16 protein-coding genes are annotated in these 19954 nt (G+C 52.5%); 13 read left to right on the top strand and 3 right to left on the bottom strand.

Annotated features, from left to right (window positions below; genetic code table 11):
* Positions 1 to 35: 35 nt before the first annotated feature.
* The 3 genes from pdxH to pdxY all read left to right on the top strand — a co-directional run bounded on the left by pdxH (position 36) and on the right by pdxY (position 3176).
* Entirely contained in the window at positions 36 to 719 is a 684-nt protein-coding gene (pdxH, locus tag BJJ97_RS17425) for a pyridoxamine 5'-phosphate oxidase (protein WP_095701922.1), read from the top strand.
* A gap of 234 nt (positions 720 to 953) precedes the next feature.
* Positions 954 to 2231: a tyrosine--tRNA ligase gene (gene tyrS / locus BJJ97_RS17415; RefSeq protein WP_039481051.1), complete on the top strand. Its 1278-nt coding sequence runs from the start codon at positions 954 to 956 to the stop codon at positions 2229 to 2231.
* Between the two features lie 84 nt (positions 2232 to 2315).
* Positions 2316 to 3176 (top strand): pyridoxal kinase PdxY, encoded by an 861-nt coding sequence (gene pdxY / locus BJJ97_RS17410; protein WP_095994775.1) that lies wholly within the window; start codon positions 2316 to 2318, stop codon positions 3174 to 3176.
* A 46-nt stretch (positions 3177 to 3222) separates the two neighbouring features.
* On the opposite strand, the gene gstA is transcribed toward pdxY, so the two are convergent.
* Positions 3223 to 3831: a glutathione transferase GstA gene (gene gstA / locus BJJ97_RS17405; RefSeq protein ID WP_010276635.1), complete on the bottom strand. Its 609-nt coding sequence runs from the start codon at positions 3829 to 3831 to the stop codon at positions 3223 to 3225.
* Between the two features lie 930 nt (positions 3832 to 4761).
* Between gstA and BJJ97_RS17400 the strand changes: the two genes are divergently transcribed.
* Positions 4762 to 6060, top strand: a complete 1299-nt coding sequence (locus tag BJJ97_RS17400; RefSeq protein ID WP_095994774.1) for a dicarboxylate/amino acid:cation symporter — start codon at positions 4762 to 4764, stop codon at positions 6058 to 6060.
* A 289-nt stretch (positions 6061 to 6349) separates the two neighbouring features.
* Positions 6350 to 9022, top strand: a complete 2673-nt coding sequence (gene acnA / locus BJJ97_RS17395) for an aconitate hydratase AcnA (protein WP_095994773.1) — start codon at positions 6350 to 6352, stop codon at positions 9020 to 9022.
* Positions 9023 to 9092: 70 nt separating this feature from the next.
* Here the strand turns inward: acnA and BJJ97_RS17390 are convergent, their stop codons facing one another.
* On the bottom strand, positions 9093 to 9527 hold the full coding sequence (locus BJJ97_RS17390; protein WP_227003535.1) for a putative T6SS immunity periplasmic lipoprotein: 435 nt from the start codon (positions 9525 to 9527) through the stop codon (positions 9093 to 9095).
* 452 nt (positions 9528 to 9979) lie between these two features.
* On the opposite strand from BJJ97_RS17390, the gene BJJ97_RS17380 reads away from it, so the two are divergent.
* Positions 9980 to 11614: an ABC transporter substrate-binding protein gene (locus tag BJJ97_RS17380; RefSeq protein WP_095994771.1), complete on the top strand. Its 1635-nt coding sequence runs from the start codon at positions 9980 to 9982 to the stop codon at positions 11612 to 11614.
* A 72-nt stretch (positions 11615 to 11686) separates the two neighbouring features.
* Here BJJ97_RS17380 and ribA read toward each other — a convergent pair whose 3' ends face one another.
* On the bottom strand, positions 11687 to 12280 hold the full coding sequence (gene ribA / locus BJJ97_RS17375; protein WP_010302319.1) for a GTP cyclohydrolase II: 594 nt from the start codon (positions 12278 to 12280) through the stop codon (positions 11687 to 11689).
* A gap of 313 nt (positions 12281 to 12593) precedes the next feature.
* Here ribA and pgpB point away from each other — a divergent pair, with 313 nt between their 5' ends.
* From pgpB to BJJ97_RS17340, 7 genes are all read left to right on the top strand, one after another.
* Positions 12594 to 13370 (top strand): phosphatidylglycerophosphatase B, encoded by a 777-nt coding sequence (pgpB, locus tag BJJ97_RS17370; protein WP_095994770.1) that lies wholly within the window; start codon positions 12594 to 12596, stop codon positions 13368 to 13370.
* Between the two features lie 346 nt (positions 13371 to 13716).
* Entirely contained in the window at positions 13717 to 14658 is a 942-nt protein-coding gene (locus tag BJJ97_RS17365; RefSeq protein WP_167385206.1) for a D-ribose ABC transporter substrate-binding protein, read from the top strand.
* A gap of 44 nt (positions 14659 to 14702) precedes the next feature.
* Complete coding sequence (locus BJJ97_RS17360) at positions 14703 to 15335, top strand: DUF2291 family protein (RefSeq protein WP_095994769.1); 633 nt, start codon at positions 14703 to 14705, stop codon at positions 15333 to 15335.
* The gene (locus BJJ97_RS17355; protein WP_095994768.1) at positions 15335 to 16888 is read left to right on the top strand and encodes a sugar ABC transporter ATP-binding protein; all 1554 of its coding nucleotides are present in this window, start codon (positions 15335 to 15337) and stop codon (positions 16886 to 16888) included. Before BJJ97_RS17360 ends, BJJ97_RS17355 begins: the two co-directional genes overlap by 1 nt.
* A 1-nt stretch (position 16889) precedes the next feature.
* Positions 16890 to 17987: an ABC transporter permease gene (locus tag BJJ97_RS17350; RefSeq protein WP_095994767.1), complete on the top strand. Its 1098-nt coding sequence runs from the start codon at positions 16890 to 16892 to the stop codon at positions 17985 to 17987.
* A 198-nt stretch (positions 17988 to 18185) separates the two neighbouring features.
* Positions 18186 to 19016, top strand: coding sequence for a transketolase (locus BJJ97_RS17345; RefSeq protein WP_039288981.1), 831 nt, complete (start codon positions 18186 to 18188; stop codon positions 19014 to 19016).
* Positions 19009 to 19953 (top strand): transketolase family protein, encoded by a 945-nt coding sequence (locus BJJ97_RS17340; protein WP_095994766.1) that lies wholly within the window; start codon positions 19009 to 19011, stop codon positions 19951 to 19953. The genes BJJ97_RS17345 and BJJ97_RS17340 overlap by 8 nt, the downstream gene beginning before the upstream one ends.
* Position 19954: the final 1 nt, after the last annotated feature.

The raw sequence follows: 19954 nt of genomic DNA, 5'->3' as shown, positions 1-19954 counted from the left end.
CCGCTTCTGGCCCGACATTGCGACAGTAGGATATTATGACTCAGGAACGCTCCCCTTCTGACGGTTCTCCTCTTATTCAACCCGCCGATATTGCCGACATCCGCCGTGAATACACGCGTGGTGGGCTTCGCCGTAGCGATCTTCCCGCGAACCCGCTGGATTTATTTGAACGCTGGCTGAAGCAGGCCTGCGATGCAAAACTGGCCGATCCTACCGCGATGTCTGTCGCGACCGTGGATGAGCACGGGCAGCCTTACCAGCGTATCGTTCTGCTGAAACACTATGATGAGAAAGGCATGGTGTTTTATACCAATATGGGCAGCCGCAAAGCCCATCATCTGGAAAACAATCCGCGAATCAGCCTGCTGTTCCCTTGGCATATGTTAGAGCGGCAGGTCATGGTGCTGGGTCGCGTAGAGAAGCTGCCAGCGCTCGAGGTGCTGAAGTATTTCCACAGCCGTCCGAAAGACAGCCAGATTGGCGCGTGGGTATCAAAGCAGTCCAGCCGGATTTCAGCGCGCGGCGTGCTGGAAAGCAAATTTTTGGAATTGAAGCAAAAATTCCAGAATGGCGAGGTGCCTTTGCCGAGTTTTTGGGGGGGCTTCCGCGTCGTTATCGATTCTGTCGAGTTTTGGCAGGGCGGCGAACACCGCCTGCATGACCGCTTTTTCTACCAGCGGCAGGACGAAGGCTGGCAGATTGATCGTTTAGCGCCTTAATCACGAAATATCCGTGTTAAACGCTGGCGCTCCTATCATCAGCACTTTATCCTATGAAGTTTCGCGTTGACTGGGCATTGCGCGGCGATATGGCGTTCATAGCCTGTTGCATAAAGTCATGCAACAGCGAAATCATCATGCGACAGCAGACAGGTATGCTGCGCATCTCTCACGGCGTTGTGCGTAAACCCAATGGGAACGTAACGGCCTATTTTTATAAAAATGGAGTTATCGATGGCGAGTAGTAACCTGATTAAACAATTGCAAGAGCGGGGCTTGATTGCCCAGGTGACGGATGAGGAAGCGTTAGCAGAGCGGCTGGCGCAAGGGCCAATTGCACTGTATTGCGGTTTTGATCCCACCGCCGACAGCTTGCATTTGGGGCATCTGGTGCCGCTGCTCTGCCTGAAACGCTTCCAGCTGTCTGGCCACAAGCCGGTTGCGCTGGTTGGCGGTGCTACGGGGCTGATCGGTGACCCAAGCTTTAAAGCCACAGAGCGTAAGCTGAACACAGCTGAAACCGTGGGTGAATGGGTAGAGAAAATTCGCCGTCAGGTTTCCCCATTCCTGGATTTTGACTGCGGTAACAACAGCGCGATCGCGGCGAATAACTACGATTGGTTCGGCAATATGAACGTGCTGGATTTCCTGCGTGATATCGGTAAACACTTCTCCGTTAATCAGATGATTAGCAAAGAAGCCGTGAAGCAGCGTTTAAACCGTGATGACGTCGGCATTTCGTTCACCGAGTTTTCTTACAACCTGTTGCAGGGATACGACTTTGCCTCGCTGAACAAGCAGCATGATGTCGAGCTGCAAATCGGTGGTTCCGACCAGTGGGGTAATATCACGTCCGGTATCGACTTGACGCGCCGTATGAACCAGAAACAGGTTTACGGTTTGACCGTGCCGCTGATCACCAAATCTGATGGGACGAAATTCGGCAAAACGGAAGGCGGCGCAATCTGGCTGGATGCCAGCAAAACCAGTCCTTACAAATTCTACCAGTTCTGGATCAACACGGCGGATGCCGATGTGTACCGCTTCCTGAAATTCTTCACGTTCATGAGCCTCGAAGATATCGATGCACTGGAAGAAGAAGACAAAAACAGCGGTAAGGCTCCACGCGCGCAGTACGTGCTGGCGGAAGACGTGACCCGTATGGTTCACGGCGAAGCAGGTCTGGAAGCGGCTCGTCGCATTACACAAAGCCTGTTCTCTGGCGCATTGCAGGATATGACGCAGGACGACTTTGCGCAGCTGGCGCAGGATGGTATGCCGATTATCGAACTGGAAAACGGTGCGGATTTGCAACAGGCGTTGGTCAGCGCTGAGTTAGTGCCGTCACGCGGTCAGGCCCGTACGATGATCTCTTCAAATGCGGTCACCATTAACGGCGAGAAACAGGCCGATCCTGAATACACCTTCAGCGATGCCGACCGTCTGTTTGATCGCTACACCTTGCTGCGTCGCGGCAAAAAGCACTACTGCCTGATCTGCTGGAAAGCATAAGCATTACCGATAAGGGAGCGTTAGCTCCCTTTCTTCTTGTAAGTTGAGGCGCACAGGCGCTGGCAAGGATTTGAGTCATAGCTAATGAAAAATATACTTTCCATCCAATCACATGTCGTTTTTGGTCATGCCGGTAACAGCGCGGCAGAGTTTCCGATGCGTCGGATGGGCGCAAACGTTTGGCCGTTGAATACGGTGCAGTTCTCGAACCATACCCAATATGGTCACTGGACGGGATGTGTGATGCCCGCCAGCCACCTGACCGAGGTAGTGCAGGGAATTGCGAACATCGACAAATTGAAGACCTGTAATGCGGTGTTGAGCGGCTATATCGGCTCCGCCGAGCAAGGGGAACATATTCTAGATATTGTTCGTCAGGTGAAAGCGGCTAATCCTGATGCGCTGTACTTCTGCGATCCGGTAATGGGTACGCCGGAGAAAGGCTGTATCGTCGCGCCCGGTGTGTCTGATTTCCACTGCCAGCAGTCGCTGTTAGCGGCCGACATTATCGCGCCGAATCTGCCTGAACTGGAATTGCTGGGTGGCCGTACCGTGCATAACGTGGCGGAAGCTGTAGAGACCGCGCGTGCCCTGTGTGAAAAAGGGCCAAAAATCGTTCTGGTAAAGCACCTTAGCCGAGCGGCCACACGTGAAGACAGCTTTGAAATGCTGCTGGTGACGCCGACGGATGCCTGGCACATCAGCCGCCCGCTGGTAGAGTTTGAACGTCAACCTGTCGGCGTGGGCGATTTGACCAGTGGATTACTGCTGGTGAACTTGCTGAAGGGCGTGGCGTTGGATAAAGCGCTGGAGCACACGACGGCAGCAGTGTATGAAGTCATGCTGGTGACGAAAGAGATGAATGAGTATGAGCTACAGTTGGTTGCGGCTCAGGATGGGATTGCTAATCCGCGTCATCACTTCCAGGCGATTCGCCTGTCGTAAAACGTATAACGCCCCGAATGCCGGGGCGTTATTGCATGTTAGCCTTTCAACCTTTCAACCTTTCAACCTTAAGCGCGGTAACGACGGAAGGGCGCTCGGCAATATGGTCGAGGTAAGCCGCCAGCGCAGGGTAGCGGAACATATCCAGTTTTAGCGACTGCGCCCAGCGCATTACGGTAAACAGGTACGCATCGGCGATACTAAAGCGGTTGGCGACCAGATAGTTCTGTTCACTCAACACCAGATTGATATAGCGGAATTTGACCTGCAAATATTCCATCAGCAGCTCTTTATACGTTTCCGGCGTGCCAGGACGGAAGAGCGGCGTAAACGTTTTGTGCAGCTCAGCAGAAATGTAATTCAGCCATTCGAGCGTATGGTAACGCGCCATGCTGCCAGTCGGAGCGATAAGGTTACAGTGCGGAACCAGATCGGCAATGTACTCGGCGATAGCAACGCCTTCAGTCAGGACAGACCCATCATCCAGCTCTAACGCTGGCACCATCCCTTTCGGGTTGATGAACGTATAGTCGGTTCCACGCTCTGTCTTTTTCGTACGCAAATTGACCTTCTCCAGCTTGAATTCCAGTTTGGATTCGATCAAAACAATGTGTGTAAAAAGAGAACTGCTTTCAGCTTTGTAAAACAGTTTCATGGGAACCCCTTCCTATTATTATTTTTCCATCAACACATGCGCTGATGATTGTTGAATAACGACATGTCGTTTTTTTACAACAAAACGTAACGGGAGAGTGTGAGGCCTCTTGCAAAATACTCCTTATGTATGATTTTTGCGTGAAATTTGGGCGATTTTTGCGGTGCAAAGCCAAATTTTCATCCGCCTTTTGGGGCGAGCTTGTTGGTTTTAACGGCGGCGATAAGTGAAGCTGTATCGCGTGTGACACATGCCGCTTTTGACTGGGGCGAAAACAGCCGCGTTACGGGTTATGAAGACGATTTCTGGGCTGGAAAAATCGCGATAGGGTGATGGTAAGGAGGATTGGTCAGGGGGAAGCGTTAAATAAAATGGTATTGTTGGTTTTTAACGCTAATACGGTGAAATCAGCTACGTTGAGGATGTTTTTCGACGCATGATTTATAGCGGTTAATTAATTATTACTAAATCTGTTGATAAGAAAAATTTAATTAGTGACAGATTTCGTATTTTTCATGATACCGTCGATTTAAGTTATTTCCCCATGGTGAACGTCTAATGGATATTCAAAAATAACAATAGGAAAAGGTATGAAGGGAAACTATTGCAAAGTGAATTTAGTTAAATTACCCCTTTATTTATCGTATGTAATAAATGAGGGGTAGTCATGTCCAACGATTTCCATCGCGCTCGCACCATATTAATTAACAGCGACGTTTTCAATTATACGTTACGTACCGTCGACATTTTTTCTATCAGTGATGGAAAAATAAATACGCTTCCCGAGTAACTATTATCACCACATCAAAACACAGAGAATACGCCGATAAAAATCGGATAAGCCGTAGGTTGCTTACGCCTGGGCGTTAGGTAGTTCATGTTGGCTAATAGTGCGTATTGTCTGATTCTATTCATTATCATGAGGTTACTATGAAAAAGAACAGGTTATTGTTTTTTATAGCCTTGGCTATTCTTCTCGGGATTATTGTCGGCGGAGCCTGTCATTCTTTATTAACGGAGCAGGAGGCCAAAGAGGTCGTATCCTACTTTAATTTAGTGACCGATGTTTTTCTGCGCCTGATAAAAATGATTATTGCGCCATTGGTATTCGCCACCTTGGTTTCTGGTCTTGCTAGCATGGGGAATTCTTCTTCCGTTGGCCGAATAGGGCTGAAGGCGATGGTGTGGTTTATTTGTTCTTCCGTGGTTTCTCTTTTTATTGGCATGATGTTAGCAAATATCTTCGAGCCAGGCGTTGGAATGAATCTCGCTATTCCAAGTACGCCAATAGCGGTAGATACCGGCGTGAATACCGGTGGATTTACACTGAAAAGCTTCATTGCCCATATATTTCCACGCAGCATCGTCGAAGCGATGGCGAATAATGAAATATTGCAGATTCTGGTGTTCTCCATGTTTTTCGGTTCCGCGCTGGCTTTTGTGAAAGGCCAGAATAAACATGCTGTCACGATGGAATCGATGATAGAAGAACTGGCGAAAGTGATGTTCCGGGTGACGGACTATGTCATGCGGTTAGCGCCTCTGGCCGTATTTTCCTCGCTGGCGTCGTCTATTACGACCGAAGGGCTGGGGCTTCTCCTCGACTTTGGCAAAGTCATTGGTGAGTTCTACCTGGGTCTGGCGCTGCTATGGGGGCTCATGTTCGGTGCAGGTGCGTTGTTCCTCGGTAAGAAAGCAACCTGGGGTCTGATCAAACTGCTGCGCGAACCCAGTATGCTGGCATTTGCTACCGCCAGTAGCGAAGCGGCCTACCCGAAAACGATGGAAGCGCTGAGCGAATTTGGCGTTCCCAAAAAAATCACCAGCTTTGTACTCCCGTTGGGGTATTCCTTTAACCTTGTCGGCTCCATGATCTATCAGGCTTTTGCCATTCTGTTTATCGCACAGGCTTACAATATCCACTTAAGCTTGACGGAGCAGACTTTAATTCTGCTGACGCTGATGATCACCAGTAAAGGTATGGCTGGCGTGGCACGTGCCGCGGTCGTGGTGGTAGCTGCCACCTTGCCGATGTTCAGCTTACCCGAAGCGGGCATTTTGCTGATTATTGGTATCGATCAGTTCCTGGATATGGGCCGCACGGCGACCAATGTGATTGGTAACGGCATGGCGACCGCAGTTGTTGCCAAACTGGAACGAAACCATGACCTGGAAGAACAAGACCATGCCGACGAAGAAGCACCCGTGATGGCAACTGGGAATGCCTAAATTAACGTCAGGTTAATGCATTGAGACAGACGGCCTTCGGGCCGTTTTTCTCTTCACTCGCCTCCGTACGCTGCCGTGACTGTTTTTCATCCCCTTCACGTTCCCATTGGCGTTTATTCTGATTTGCTTCTTTTCAATAGTTAACGGCTATCGCTGCGTTCATATCGCATTGTTGCAAAAACGTTATTTTTTGTTTGTGTTATCTTTAAATAAGACCGCAAGCTCAGGCTGGTTATTGATTAATCGCCCGATGCAGAATAACGAATAGCAAGTTAATTTGGGAGGAAGCATGTCATCACACCTTCGCGACACTTGTCTGGACACACTGACGGTACAGAAGCAGATTTACCATTACTACAGCCTGCCGACGGCGGCGAAAACGCTCGGTAACATCGATAAATTACCGAAGTCGCTCAAAGTGCTGTTGGAGAATTTATTGCGCCATCAGGACGGTGACACGGTAGAGCAGGCCGACCTTCAGGCGGTCGTAGACTGGCTGAAAACGGGCCATGTCGATCGGGAAATTGCCTATCGTCCCGCACGCGTACTGATGCAGGATTTTACCGGCGTGCCCGCCGTGGTCGATTTGGCGGCGATGCGAGCGGCGGTGAAACGGCTGGGCGGCGATGTGAATAAAGTTAACCCGCTGTCGCCAGTCGATCTGGTTATCGACCACTCGGTGACGGTTGACCACTTCGGCGATCGTCAGGCGCTTACGGATAACACGCAGTTGGAAATGGCGCGTAACCGTGAGCGTTATGAGTTTTTGCGCTGGGGGCAGAATGCCTTTAGTTACTTCAGCGTCGTGCCGCCGGGAACCGGAATTTGCCATCAGGTGAACCTGGAGTATCTCGCCAAGGCCATCTGGTACGAAAAGCAGGGCGACAAACAGTTTGCCTATCCCGATACGCTGGTGGGAACCGATTCGCATACCACGATGATTAACGGTTTGGGCGTGCTCGGCTGGGGCGTCGGCGGAATAGAGGCCGAGGCTGCGATGCTGGGGCAGCCTGTTTCGATGCTGATCCCTGACGTGGTCGGCGTCAAGCTAAGCGGCAAGATGCGCGAAGGGATCACGGCAACCGATCTGGTCCTGACAGTCACACAGATGCTGCGTAAACACGGCGTGGTCGGTAAGTTTGTGGAATTTTACGGCGATGGACTGGATTCGCTGCCGCTGGCGGATCGCGCGACCATCGCCAACATGGCACCGGAGTATGGTGCAACCTGTGGCTTCTTCCCTATCGATCAAATCACGCTGGACTACATGCGGTTGACCAACCGTGCGGAAGAGCAGATCGCGCTGGTGGAAGCCTACAGTAAGCAGCAGGGGCTGTGGCGTAATGCGGGTGATGAACCGGTCTTTACCAGCCAGCTTGCACTGGATTTGTCGACGGTGGAAACCAGTCTGGCAGGGCCGAAACGCCCGCAGGATCGTGTGCCGTTAGCGGGCGTACCTGAAGCCTTTAAAGCCAGCCGGGAGCTGGAAGTCAGCACGGTGAAGAACCATTCTGACTATGAAGAATTCACGCTGGAAGGCGAAACGCACCGTTTACAGCAGGGGGCCGTCGTGATCGCCGCGATTACTTCCTGTACCAACACCTCTAACCCGAGCGTGCTGATGACGGCCGGACTGCTGGCAAAAAATGCCGTAGAGCGCGGTCTGAAAACCAAGCCGTGGGTCAAGACCTCGCTGGCACCCGGTTCGCGGGTTGTAACGGATTACTATGCTAAAGCGGGATTAACGCCGTTCCTCGACGAGCTGGGATTCAATCTGGTGGGCTACGGCTGCACCACCTGTATTGGTAACTCAGGTCCGCTGCCGGATGCGATTGAAGCCGCGATAAAAGCAGGCGATCTGACGGTTGGCGCGGTGCTGTCAGGTAACCGCAACTTTGAAGGTCGTATTCATCCGTTGGTGAAGACGAACTGGCTGGCATCGCCGCCGTTGGTGGTCGCGTATGCGTTGGCAGGGAATATGAACGTCGATCTGACGCAAGAACCGCTGGGTGAAGATCGTGACGGAAAAGCCGTCTACCTGAAAGACATCTGGCCGTCGGCCAAAGCGGTGGCGGACGCGGTGTTGAACGTCAGCGCAGGCATGTTCCACAAACAGTATGCCGCCGTGTTTGAAGGCACGCAGGAGTGGCAAGATATTGAGGTCGATGACAATCCTACCTATCAATGGCCGGAAGAATCGACCTATATCCGCCAGACGCCTTTCTTCCTGGATATGGGGAAAGAGCCTGAGCCGGTTCAGGATATCCACAATGCACGCATTCTGGCGATGCTGGGCGATTCGGTCACCACCGACCATATCTCGCCGGCAGGCAACATCAAGCGCGATAGCCCAGCAGGGAAATATTTGCTGGAGCGCGGCGTCGAAACTGCGGAGTTCAACTCTTACGGTTCACGGCGTGGTAACCACGAAGTGATGATGCGCGGGACGTTTGCCAACATTCGTATCCGTAATGAGATGGTGCCCGGTAAAGAGGGCGGCTATACCCGCCACATCCCGTCGCAGAATGAGATGACGATCTATGATGCGGCGATGCGCTACAAGGACGAAAATGTCCCGCTGGCGCTGTTTGCGGGTAAAGAGTATGGCTCCGGCTCCAGCCGTGACTGGGCCGCGAAAGGCCCACGTCTGTTGGGCGTCCGCGTGGTGATTGCCGAATCGTTCGAACGTATTCACCGTTCTAACCTGATCGGGATGGGGATTCTGCCGCTGGAGTTTCCTGACGGTGTGACGCGTAAAACGCTGCAATTAACCGGCGACGAGCAAATTTCGATTACAGGGCTAAATCAGCTGACCCCAGGGGCGACGGTTGAGATCAACATCACGGATACCAGCGGTAACACGCAGACCATCAGCACCCGCTGCCGCATCGATACCCGTAACGAACTAACCTACTACCAGAACGACGGCATCCTGCACTACGTTATCCGCAATATGCTGTAATTTTATGTCTCGCCACCGAGGGCTGAAATCCGGCTCTCGGTGGATTCGCTCAACTCGAAGAGCGAATACGTCAGTAATACGCAGCTTCATCCTTCCTCAGCGGTACGTTTCGGACGTTACCGTGCGTAAATGCTATCGCAGAGACGATGCTTCTTCGTGAATCGCTGTGCTTTTTCGATTGCAGGATATACCTGACGACGTATGTCCTGTCGTCTGAAAAGCGGTAAAAAGAAGGAGGAATGCACAGTTCGCCTTGTGTAACGACGACGCTGGGATTTTCATACAGCGTCCATTCCTGTGGCTGAGCGGTTCTTGTGCTGATAGCGATAAGAGTAGGTTGATAATCCTGCGCATCGCTAACTAAAAAACAGAGATCGTTTGCCGCTTGTCTGACTGACGTCAATTCGTCCGGCTGTAATCGATCGCCTGAACCGGGACAACCGACAAGAAGAAAACTCGTGGCTATAAGCAGAAATGCAGGCAATTTTGCGGTCAATGTCATCATTAATTCCAGGGAAAGAACTGCATGGTTTTTTGATATTGTTGCCGTATTTCTGTCTCAGAAATATCGCCATCAAGGGTGACATCTCCCCGCGCCCTCAGAATTTTCCACGCTTGATAGCCGTATGTTTTTTAAAACGAAATAATCAGCGATTATTTGCGCCTGCTGCTCCATTTGTTATAGCTAGGTAGGCTTATAGCTTGGACTATCGACGGCTAAAAATGAAGCGTTAATCCAAGCCGTGTAACGTTCGTTCCTTACGGCTAGAAAGATATATTATCCCTAACGCACCAGCACACGTTTCTTCACATTAAATACTCGAATCCTTAGATGAATTGTGGTTATGTTGTCGTGATGCTAACTATATGGGGAATAAGTAAAAACTATTGCCCAGCCACGCCCCGAATACAACGCCAATGCCGCTTGAGAATGACGGGGATATAACAGGAGGTTATATGAATGAGTTGATCAAAAAACGCTTTAAACATTCGCTGCTGCTTCTCACGCTGTGTGCAACAGGCGCGATGACATCGGCCTTTGCTGCTCAGGTTCCTGCTGGTGTGGAACTGGCGGATAAACAGGAGCTGGTGCGAGGCAATGGTTCAGAACCTGCCTCGTTAGATCCGCATAAGGTGGAAAGCGATGTAGAAGGCCACATTATCAATGACTTCTTCGATAATCTGGTTCGCGTGGGCGATGACGGCACCATTCAGCCACGACTGGCCGAGCGCTGGGATAATAAAGACAACACGGTGTGGACATTCCACCTGCGGCCTGATGCCAAATGGTCCGATGGTTCACCGATTACTGCGGATGATGTGGTGTACAGCTGGCGACGCCTTAGCGACCCTAAAACGTTGTCGCCTTACGGCACTTACGTCTCCAGCATGTATGTGCAGAACGCGGCGGATATTCTGGCAGGCAAGAAAGCGCCGGATTCGCTGGGCGTGAAAGCGCTGGATAGTCACACGGTTGAAGTCACTCTGGAACACCCGCTGTCGTATTTCCTGGAAATGTCGGCGTACCATGTTCTGGTCCCGCTGCCGAAAGCAGTTATCGAAAAACACCCTGATAACTGGACGCAGGTCGGGAATTTCGTCAGCAGCGGCCCCTATACGCTGAGCGAATGGGTGGTTAACGAACGTATCGTCGGCAAGCGCAATAGCCAGTATTGGGATAACGCGCATACCGTCATTAACAAAGTGACGTACCTGCCGATCAGTTCGCAGGCGGCGGAGCTGAACCGCTATAAATCTGGCGAAATTGATGTCACGGGCATTTTGTCGCCTGTTCAATTTGCATCGCTGAAAAAAGAGTATCCGCAGGAGGTGAAAGTATCACCACAGATCGGAACCTATTTTTATCGCTTCAATACGCAAAAAGCGCCTTTTGACGATCCACGCGTCCGTCGTGCACTGGATCTCAGTTTGGATAAAGATATTATCGCAAACAATGTGCTAGGTATGGGGCAGACGCCGGCTTACAGCTTGATTCCCAAAAATGTAGGCGGTTTCCAGCGCAAGGATCCCGAGTGGGCAAGCTGGACGCAGCAGCAGCGTAATGATGAAGCGAAGAAACTGTTGAAAGAGGCTGGGTTTGATGACAGGCATCCGCTGAAATTCAACTTGCTTTACAACACCTCCGAGTCGCATTTACGCGTGGCGATTGCCGCCAGTTCAATGTGGAAGAAGAATCTTGGGTCGGAAGTGACGTTGCAAAATCAGGAATGGAAAACGATGCTGGATACCGTACGTACCGGTAACTTTGAGGTGGTCAGACAGTCCTGGACTGGGGATTACAACGAAGCCAGTACGTTCTTGAATACTCTGGAAACGAATGACAGCAACAACAATGGTAAATTCAGTAATGTACACTATGATGCGTTGTTGAAAAAGGCGCTGACGGCGAAGGATAAGCAGGAGAAGGAGGCGATTTATCAACAAGCCTCGGATATTTTAGATAGCAATATCCCTTTGTTGCCCATCTACTACTATGTCCAGCCGCAGATGGTTAAGACCTACATCGGTGGTTTTTCCCCCAACGTGCGTGGTGATTATTACACGCAAGACATGTACATCCTCAAGCACTGATCCCAATAAAACAGCCGGTTAAAAACCGGCTGTCAGCATTGAAAGAAACGATCCTGACGTGAAGCGGGATCGTTACTTCATATCCAGCAAGTGACCCATTTTGGCCGCTTTGGTCGCCAGATAGTTCTCGTTTTTCGGGTTGCGCCCGACGATTAATGGCACGCGCTCAACGATATTGATGCCTGCTTCATTGAGTATTTTCACTTTCTGCGGGTTATTGGTCAGCAGGCGAACTTCATCAACGTCGAGCAGCTTGAACATGTCGGCGCACAGTGTGAAATCGCGCTCGTCGGCGGCGAACCCAAGTTGGTGATTCGCTTCCACCGTATCCGCCCCCAGATCCTGCAACGCGTAAGCGCGGATTTTATTGAGCAGCCCAATATTACGGCCTTCCTGACGGTGGTATAGCAGCACGCCGCGGCCTTCTTCAGCGATGTGGCCTAATGCGGCCTCAAGCTGGAAACCACAGTCGCAGCGCAGGCTAAACAGGGCATCCCCCGTCAGGCACTCGGAGTGCACGCGGGCAAGTACGGGAACTGAACCGGAAATATCACCATAAACCAGTGCAAGGTGATCGTGACCCGTGGCGATCTCTTCAAAACCCACCATCAGAAAATCGCCCCACGGAGTGGGTAACTTGGCTTCCGCCACCCGTTTTAGCTGCATACTTTTCTCCAAAAAATCTGTATCCAAAAAAGCTGTGTCTAAAAAACCATGTTCAAAAACAAGAATGCTGAGGCGAATCCTACTGCTGCCCACCGTGCTTGACCAGCAAAAAAGCCTGTTTAAGAACGTCATAAAAATTGAATTACAACGTGGCCTGACCGCCGTCTGGTTTCAGGTTCGTTGACAGAACTGAGCGCTATTTTACGCCATACTGACAGTCCGTGTCGGATTTTCTGATAGAATTGTGAAAGTTTTGTTGCAAAGCATCATACTGAATTATGGGAAGAAACTATCTGCATTATGGGAAGAAACTATGTACGAAATTGCCAAACGAACCACCATCGGCGCAGCGTTATTACTGATTATGCCAATGATTATCTGGATGAGCGGTTGGCAGTGGCAACCGGAGTATGACGGGCTCTGGTTACGCGTACTCTTCTGGATTACCGAAACGGTGACATCGCCGTGGGGCATTCTGACCAGCATTGTGCTAAGCCTCTGGTTTCTCTGGTGCCTGCGTTTTCGCCTGAAGCCAGCGATCGGCCTGTTGGTCATCATGGCGATTACGGTGCTGATTGGGCAGGGAATCAAATCGGCGATTAAAGAGTGGGTGCAGGAATCACGGCCCTATGTGGTTTGGCTGGAGAAAAATCATCAGGTGGACGACAGCTATTTCTATTCGCTGCCGCGCAATGAGCGTTCGGAACTGGTGAAGACACAGTTGCAGGACCAAACACAGATCCCACAATGGCTACGCAGCCATTGGCAATTTGAAACCGGCTTTGCTTTCCCTTCTGGGCACACCATGTTTGCCGCAACCTGGGCGCTGCTGGGCGTCGGACTGCTGTGGGCACGTCGCCATTATAAAACGGTGGTGATCCTGATGCTGTGGGCCAGCGGCGTGATGGGTAGCCGTCTGGTTCTCGGCATGCATTGGCCGCAGGATTTGGTGGTGGCGACGTTAATTAGCTGGCTGTTGGTGGTGGTCGCCAGTTGGCTGGCGCAGCGCTGGTGCGGCCCGCTCTCGCTCCAGTATGAAGAAATCAAAGAACAGGCGGAGGAGGATGCCGCCGAAAATAAATCCTCGTAGCGCTTGAGTTGTTGTTCCTGTTGTAGGTCGTACTCCATAGTTAATCACCAGTAGCACGTAATCTGCGGATGGCATTCGTCATCCGCATTTTTATGACGAACCTCCTTGTCCGTCACCCTGCGGGCCGTTGCTGACGCAACGTTAAAAATTTCTCCCGGAAATTTTTTATCTCTCCCGTCGCTGTTTCTTCACGACTCTTACAACTATCGCCTCGCGCAAAATGTAAACAATTTGTGAGCTGCTTCGCTATTCCTGTTTTTGCTGTTGGACAATTTTTCGGTTGGTTGTAAAACTTCATTTGAATGTTAATTCAATATTGAATATATATTCAAACAGGAGAATAACAATGAAACCTTACCGTCTGAAATCCTCCCTGCTGGCTATCATGTTTTCCTTCTCTGCCGGTGCGTTCGCCGCAGATAACGGGTTGATCGCCATAATTACCCCTTCGCACGACAACCCATTCTTTAAAGCCGAAGCCGAAGGTGCCAGAACCAAAGCCATCGAACTGGGCTACACCACGCTGGTGGCGTCGCATGACGATGATGTCAGCAAACAAAACCAACTGATTGAAACCGCCATTGCCCGCAAGGCGAAAGCCATCATTCTGGATAATGCAGGGGCCGATGCCACCATTGGCCCGTTGAAAAAAGCGAAAGCTGCCGGTATTCCCGCTTTCCTGATCGACCGTGAAATCAATGAAACCGGCGTGGCCGTGGCGCAGATCGTTTCCAATAACTATCAGGGCGCGCAGCTCGGTGCGGAGAAATTCGTCGAGCTGATGGGGCAGAAGGGCAAATACGTCGAGCTGATTGGCCGTGAGTCAGACACCAATGCGCACGTCCGTTCGCAGGGCTACCACGATGTGATCGACCAATATAGCGACATGAAGCGAGTCGCCAGACAAACGGCGAACTGGAGCCAGACGGAAGCCTTTACTCGCATGGAAGCCATCTTGCAGGCAAACCCAGGTATCACCGGCGTGATTTCCGGCAATGACACCATGGCGCTAGGGGCGGAAGCCGCGCTGAAAGCGGCGGGGCGTCACGACGTGATTGTGGTGGGTTTTGACGGCAGCGACTACGTGCGTGATTCCATCATCAATAAAAGCAACATCAAGGCCACGGTGCTGCAACCCGGCTGGCAGCAGGCGCAGATGGCAGTCGAACAGGCGGATTACTACCTGAAGAACGGCAAGGCACAGCACGAAGAAAAACAGCTGATGGACTGCATTCTGATCGACGAATCTAATGCGACCAAACTCAACACCTTTGCGTTGAAACCGTAATCGAGGCGGCAGGAGCGTCAGCTCCTGCTGATAAAGGAGTCGTTATGCTGTTCGATGAACGATACCGCGCCAGTTGGATTGGGCTCTGTGCCTTGCTGCTGTCGGCCTGTACGGTGGTCGATCTGGATGAAAACGGTAAACCGATCATTCCGGTCGACCCCACGGCTACGCCGGGCTATAGCTCCATGACGCCAGAGAACATCGCGACAGCGCTGTGGCAGCCAACGCTGCTTCCAGCTGCGCAGCAGCAGGCGCTGTCCTGGGATGATGTGAAGAAAACGCAGGCCGAGCTGGAGGATTCAGGGCGTAAAGCCGTCTACGCAAGGCTTCAGGGCACGGTCAGCGGAATTGACCGGGAAAGTCGCGAAGGAAAATTGACGCTTGATGTGCAAGGTGACGCCGTCACGCTTCAATTAGGGCCTATCGTCAAAGGCAATGCCATTCGCGATGCGGCTGGATTTATTCGCTTTGATGACTTCAAAAATCAGGTTCAGTTTGCCCAACTGGCTCGTGCGCTGAATAACAAAGCGCTTGCGTCATTGCCGGCGCTGGATGCAGGTGTGCAGGGCAAGTCCGTTAACGTACTGGCGGCATTGGTGGTGACCAAACAGGGCATCAGCGAAGCGGTGCCGATGACGTTAAACCTGACTGAAGTGAGCAGCGGAGGGGCGCAGTGATGGAAAAACCAGACGCTTCTCTGCAATCAAACGCGGTGAACCGACCCGATATCGTCATGGCGACTCGCGGCATCACCATGCTGTTTCCCGGCACCAAAGCGCTGGATAACGTCGATTACAACGTTTATCGCGGCAAGGTTAACGTGATTATCGGTGAAAACGGCGCGGGTAAATCGACGCTGATGAAGATTCTGGCCGGTGTGCAGCAGCCGACGTCCGGCCAGATTCTACTGAATGGCGAAGTGGTGCGCATCGCGGATACGCGTGATGCGGCGGCAAAAGGCATCGGCATGGTGCATCAGGAACTCAACCTGTCCGAGAACCTGAGCGTGGCGGAGAACATCTTCCTGGGTCGAGAATTGCAAAAGGGCGTTGCGCCTATCGATTATTTGTCACAGGAGCGGATTGCGGCGGAGCTGATGGCGCGCCTCGATCAGGATATTTCCCCGCGTACCGAGGTTGCCAGCCTGAAAGTCGGCCAACAGCAGCTGGTGGAAATTGCCAAGGCGCTGGCGGATCAGGCCGACATTCTGATTCTGGACGAACCCACCTCCGCGCTGAGCAAAACTGAGGTAGAGATTCTGTTTCGCGTGATCCGCGAGCTGACTCGCCAGAATGTGTCGATTATCTACATTTCACACCGGCTGGAAGAGCTGATGGCGATCGGCGACTACATCACCATCCTGCGCGACGGGTGTTTTCAGGCAGAGGCGGCCGTCAGCGACATCGACGTGCCGTGGATCGTGCGGGAAATGCTCGGCGGTGACCCTGTCACCAGCTTCCTGCATCCTGGCAGAACGTTTGGCGCGCCGATATTGGAAGCGGAGCACCTTACCTGCCTCAATGATGCCGGGCATCAGGTGGTTAATGATGTCTCGCTGATGGTGCGTGAAGGGGAAATCGTCGGCATTTACGGGCTGATGGGCGCGGGCCGCACCGAACTCTTCGAATGTCTGCTGGGTATTCAGAATGACTATCTGGGCAAGATTTATCTCGATAGCAAACCGGTGAATCCGCGTCTTGCTACCGCGCAGCGCATTCGTATGGGCATGAGTCTGGTGCCGGAAGATCGTAAAAAAACCGGCATCTTTCCGCTTTCGTCGGTGGCTTCCAATCTCACGATTGCCAGCCTGTGGCGGCGGCTGAAATACGGCATGGCGATCTTCCAACGACAGGAGCAGGAGGTGGTTGCCAGCACGATTGGGCAACTGGCGATCAAAGTCTCTTCGCCTGAAGTGGAAATTCAGGCGCTCAGCGGTGGCAATCAGCAAAAAGTGGTGATTGGCCGCTCGTTGTTGACCAGCCCCAAGGTGCTGCTGCTGGATGAACCAACGCGAGGTATCGATGTAGGTGCCAAGGCCGATGTGTTTGAAATGATGGTCGGGCTGTCCGAACAGGGCATCGGCGTGCTGTTTTCCACTTCAGATCTGAAAGAAATTATGGCGGTATCGGACCGTATTTTGGTGATGTCGAATGGCAAGCTGACGGCGAATATCGTGCGTCAGTCGGCCAGCGAGTCGGCATTGGTTTCGGCAAGTGCACAAGGGTTCTGACATGAAAACGACTCACCTTCCGGCAGCGTCCGGCGCGCTATCACCGGGTAAGTTTGTACGCTCACGAGAGAGCATCCTGCTGTTGATTCTCAGGCTGCGCACGTTTATCGCGCTGTTCCTGATTCTGGGGTTCTTTGCCTTCACGGTGCCCGGATTTTTGGCCACCGGCAGCCTGATCATCATGGTGAAGCACATTGCCATCAATGCGTTTCTGGCGCTGGGGATCACGTTTGTCATCATCACCGCTGGGATTGACCTGTCAATCGGTGCCACGTTAGGGCTATGCGGCATGGTGGCGGGCTACATGATTACTCAGGGAATTGTGCTGCCGATGTTCGGCGTCGCGATTTTCCCCAGCGTGTGGATCATCGTGCCTGTCGTGCTGCTGATTGGCGCGCTCATTGGCGCTATTAACGGTTGGATCATCACTCGGTATAACGTTGCGCCCTTTATCTGCACGCTTGGAACGATGTACATCGTGCGTGGGGCATCGATGCTGATTTCCGGTGGGGAAACGTTCCCCGGTTTGGGCGGTAATCCGCAGTTGGGCAATACCGGTTTTGAGCTGATTGGTTCCGCCACGATCCTGGGATTACCGCTGGCTATCTGGCTGATGCTGGTGCTGGCCGTGGTGATTGCTTACGTGGCACGCCGCCTGCCGTTCGGCCGCCATGTCTATGCGATTGGTGACAATGAACGTGCTGCTGAACTTTCCGGCGTCAAAGTGCGTCAGGTCAAAGTCTGGGTCTACACCATTTCCGGCTTTTGTGCGGCTATCGCGGGCATCGTGGTGTCTTCTCAGTTGGTCGCCAGCCATCCGGCAACCGGTACCGCCTTTGAAATGAACGCGATTGCTGCTGTGGTGCTTGGCGGAACGTCGCTGGCGGGCGGGCGCGGTACGATTCTGGGCACGCTGATTGGCGCGTTTGTCATCGGGATTCTTGCCGACGGGCTGGTGATGATGGGCGTGAGTGAATTCTGGCAGATGGTGATTAAAGGCATCGTCATCATTGTGGCGGTGATTATCGACCAGATGCAAAACCGTATGCAGCACAAGGCCGCAATCGTGTCCCAGAAGGCCGCGGCGGAAGGAACATAGTTGATGAAGGGACGTAGTTAATTAAGCATAGATCGCACATTAAGCATAAATCGTACGTTAAGCGTAACTAGCACGGGGCGTTGAGTTGTGGCGAGAGCGATGTCGGTAGGCATACCGAGGCCCGATTTGAGCGCAATTTTTTTTGATTTTATATGAATAAATATTCGTTTTTGAGTAAAAATTCAAGTGAGGTGAAGTATGAATCCGTACGCATTGTCGGTGGAGGCGCTGACGCACAAAGCCCGCGCCATTCGTCGCCGCATTATTCATCTGAATGCCAATAGCCCGGCTGGCGGGCACACGGGCGCCGACCTGTCACAGGTTGAGATTCTGACGGCGCTGTATTTTCGCATTCTGAACTGTGCACCAGATCGCCTTCAGGATCCGCAGCGGGATATTTACATCCAGTCAAAAGGTCATGCGGTCGGCGGCTATTACTGTTGTCTGGCGGAGGCTGGCTATTTCCCGGAAGCGTGGCTGGAGACCTATCAGCACCCTGACTCGCATTTGCCGGGGCATCCAGTCAAGCACAAAACGCCGGGGATTGAACTGAACACCGGCGCGCTCGGTCACGGGCTGCCGGTTGCCGTCGGCATTGCGCTGGCGGCGAAGCGCGATAACAGCCCGCGTCGAGTGTTTGTCCTGACGGGTGATGGCGAACTGGCGGAAGGCAGCAACTGGGAAGCGGCGCTGGCAGCGGCACATTACCAACTGGACAACCTGATCATCATCAACGACAAGAACAAGCTGCAACTGGCGGGAACGACCTGTTCCATCATGAACACCGATCCGCTGGCGGAAAAGTGGCAGGCTTTTGGCCTCCAGGTCACGGAATGCGCGGGTAATGACATGCGCTCGGTGGTGGAAACGCTGGAGAATTTGCCTCGCAACGGCAAACCGAATGTGGTGATTGCGAATACGGAGAAAGGTGCGGGCGTGTCGTTTATTCAGGGGCGGGCTGAGTGGCATCACCGCGTGCCGAAAGGCGAGGAAATTGCACTGGCGCTGGAGGAATTAAAAGATGAGTAACGCAGAGCATCTGGCAACCGTCATGGTCGAGCAGTTCATCAAGGCCGTCGAACAGGGGATTGATATCGTTCCGGTGTTGGCGGATTCGACCTCTACGGCGAAGATTTCACCGTTCATACAGCGTTTCCCCGACCGCATCGTCAACGTGGGGATCGCAGAACAAACCATGGTGGGGACGGCGGTAGGGCTGTCCATCGGTGGCAAGATTGCGGTGACCTGTAACGCGGCTCCGTTTTTGATCTCCCGTGCGAATGAACAGCTTAAAGTCGACGTCTGTTACAACAACAGCAACGTTAAGCTATTTGGGCTGAATGCGGGCTGTAGCTATGGCCCGCTCGCCAGCACGCACCACAGTATTGACGACATCGCGGTGCTGAGAGGGTTTGGCAATATTGAGATCTACGCGCCGTCCAGCCCGGAAGAGTGCCGTCAGATTATCGATTATGCGTTTGAACATCAGGGGCCGGTCTATATCCGCCTCGATGGGAAACCGCTGCCTGCCTTGCACGATGAGCAGTATCGCTTTGTGCCAGGACAGATCGATGTGCTGCGCAAAGGTCGCGATATCACGCTGGTCGGGCTGGGGTCTACCGTGCATGAAATTGTGACGGCGGCTGAATTATTAGCAGAAAAAGGGCTTTCCGCTACGGTGGTTAATCTTTCCTCTATCCGCCCGTGCAATACTCAGCAATTGCTTGAAATTCTGAGTGAAACACCTCGAGTCATCACAGTCGAGGAACATAACGTCAACGGCGGTGCAGGCAGTCTGGTAGCGGAAGTGCTGGCGGAAGCGGGCAGCGGAATTCCTCTTGTGCGTTTGGGAATTCCCGATGGTCAATACGCGATTGCCGCCGATCGGAGCGCGATGCGAGCGCATCACGGGCTAGACGCGACGGGCATTGTCAACGCAGCACTGCGTCTTTGCCCGGGAGGCTGAT

The sequence above is a fragment of the Pectobacterium polaris genome, from assembly GCF_002307355.1.
Taxonomy (GTDB): Bacteria; Pseudomonadota; Gammaproteobacteria; order Enterobacterales; family Enterobacteriaceae; genus Pectobacterium; species Pectobacterium polare.
The sequence above is the reverse complement of the archived record's forward strand: the minus strand, read 5'-3'. Positions and strand labels throughout refer to the sequence as shown.

What these genes read in the sequence shown, in the direction of transcription:
- ribA (WP_010302319.1), bottom strand. Translation starts at nt 12,280, where the DNA reads ATGCAGCTAAAACGGGTGGCGGAAGCCAAGTTACCCACTCCGTGGGGC.
- BJJ97_RS17340 (WP_095994766.1), top strand. Translation starts at nt 19,009, where the DNA reads ATGAGTAACGCAGAGCATCTGGCAACCGTCATGGTCGAGCAGTTCATC.
- BJJ97_RS17345 (WP_039288981.1), top strand. Translation starts at nt 18,186, where the DNA reads ATGAATCCGTACGCATTGTCGGTGGAGGCGCTGACGCACAAAGCCCGC.
- BJJ97_RS17365 (WP_167385206.1), top strand. Translation starts at nt 13,717, where the DNA reads ATGAAACCTTACCGTCTGAAATCCTCCCTGCTGGCTATCATGTTTTCC.
- pdxY (WP_095994775.1), top strand. Translation starts at nt 2,316, where the DNA reads ATGAAAAATATACTTTCCATCCAATCACATGTCGTTTTTGGTCATGCC.
- pdxH (WP_095701922.1), top strand. Translation starts at nt 36, where the DNA reads ATGACTCAGGAACGCTCCCCTTCTGACGGTTCTCCTCTTATTCAACCC.
- BJJ97_RS17360 (WP_095994769.1), top strand. Translation starts at nt 14,703, where the DNA reads ATGCTGTTCGATGAACGATACCGCGCCAGTTGGATTGGGCTCTGTGCC.
- BJJ97_RS17390 (WP_227003535.1), bottom strand. Translation starts at nt 9,527, where the DNA reads ATGATGACATTGACCGCAAAATTGCCTGCATTTCTGCTTATAGCCACG.
- pgpB (WP_095994770.1), top strand. Translation starts at nt 12,594, where the DNA reads ATGTACGAAATTGCCAAACGAACCACCATCGGCGCAGCGTTATTACTG.
- BJJ97_RS17355 (WP_095994768.1), top strand. Translation starts at nt 15,335, where the DNA reads ATGGAAAAACCAGACGCTTCTCTGCAATCAAACGCGGTGAACCGACCC.
- gstA (WP_010276635.1), bottom strand. Translation starts at nt 3,831, where the DNA reads ATGAAACTGTTTTACAAAGCTGAAAGCAGTTCTCTTTTTACACACATT.
- acnA (WP_095994773.1), top strand. Translation starts at nt 6,350, where the DNA reads ATGTCATCACACCTTCGCGACACTTGTCTGGACACACTGACGGTACAG.
- BJJ97_RS17400 (WP_095994774.1), top strand. Translation starts at nt 4,762, where the DNA reads ATGAAAAAGAACAGGTTATTGTTTTTTATAGCCTTGGCTATTCTTCTC.
- tyrS (WP_039481051.1), top strand. Translation starts at nt 954, where the DNA reads ATGGCGAGTAGTAACCTGATTAAACAATTGCAAGAGCGGGGCTTGATT.
- BJJ97_RS17350 (WP_095994767.1), top strand. Translation starts at nt 16,890, where the DNA reads ATGAAAACGACTCACCTTCCGGCAGCGTCCGGCGCGCTATCACCGGGT.
- BJJ97_RS17380 (WP_095994771.1), top strand. Translation starts at nt 9,980, where the DNA reads ATGAATGAGTTGATCAAAAAACGCTTTAAACATTCGCTGCTGCTTCTC.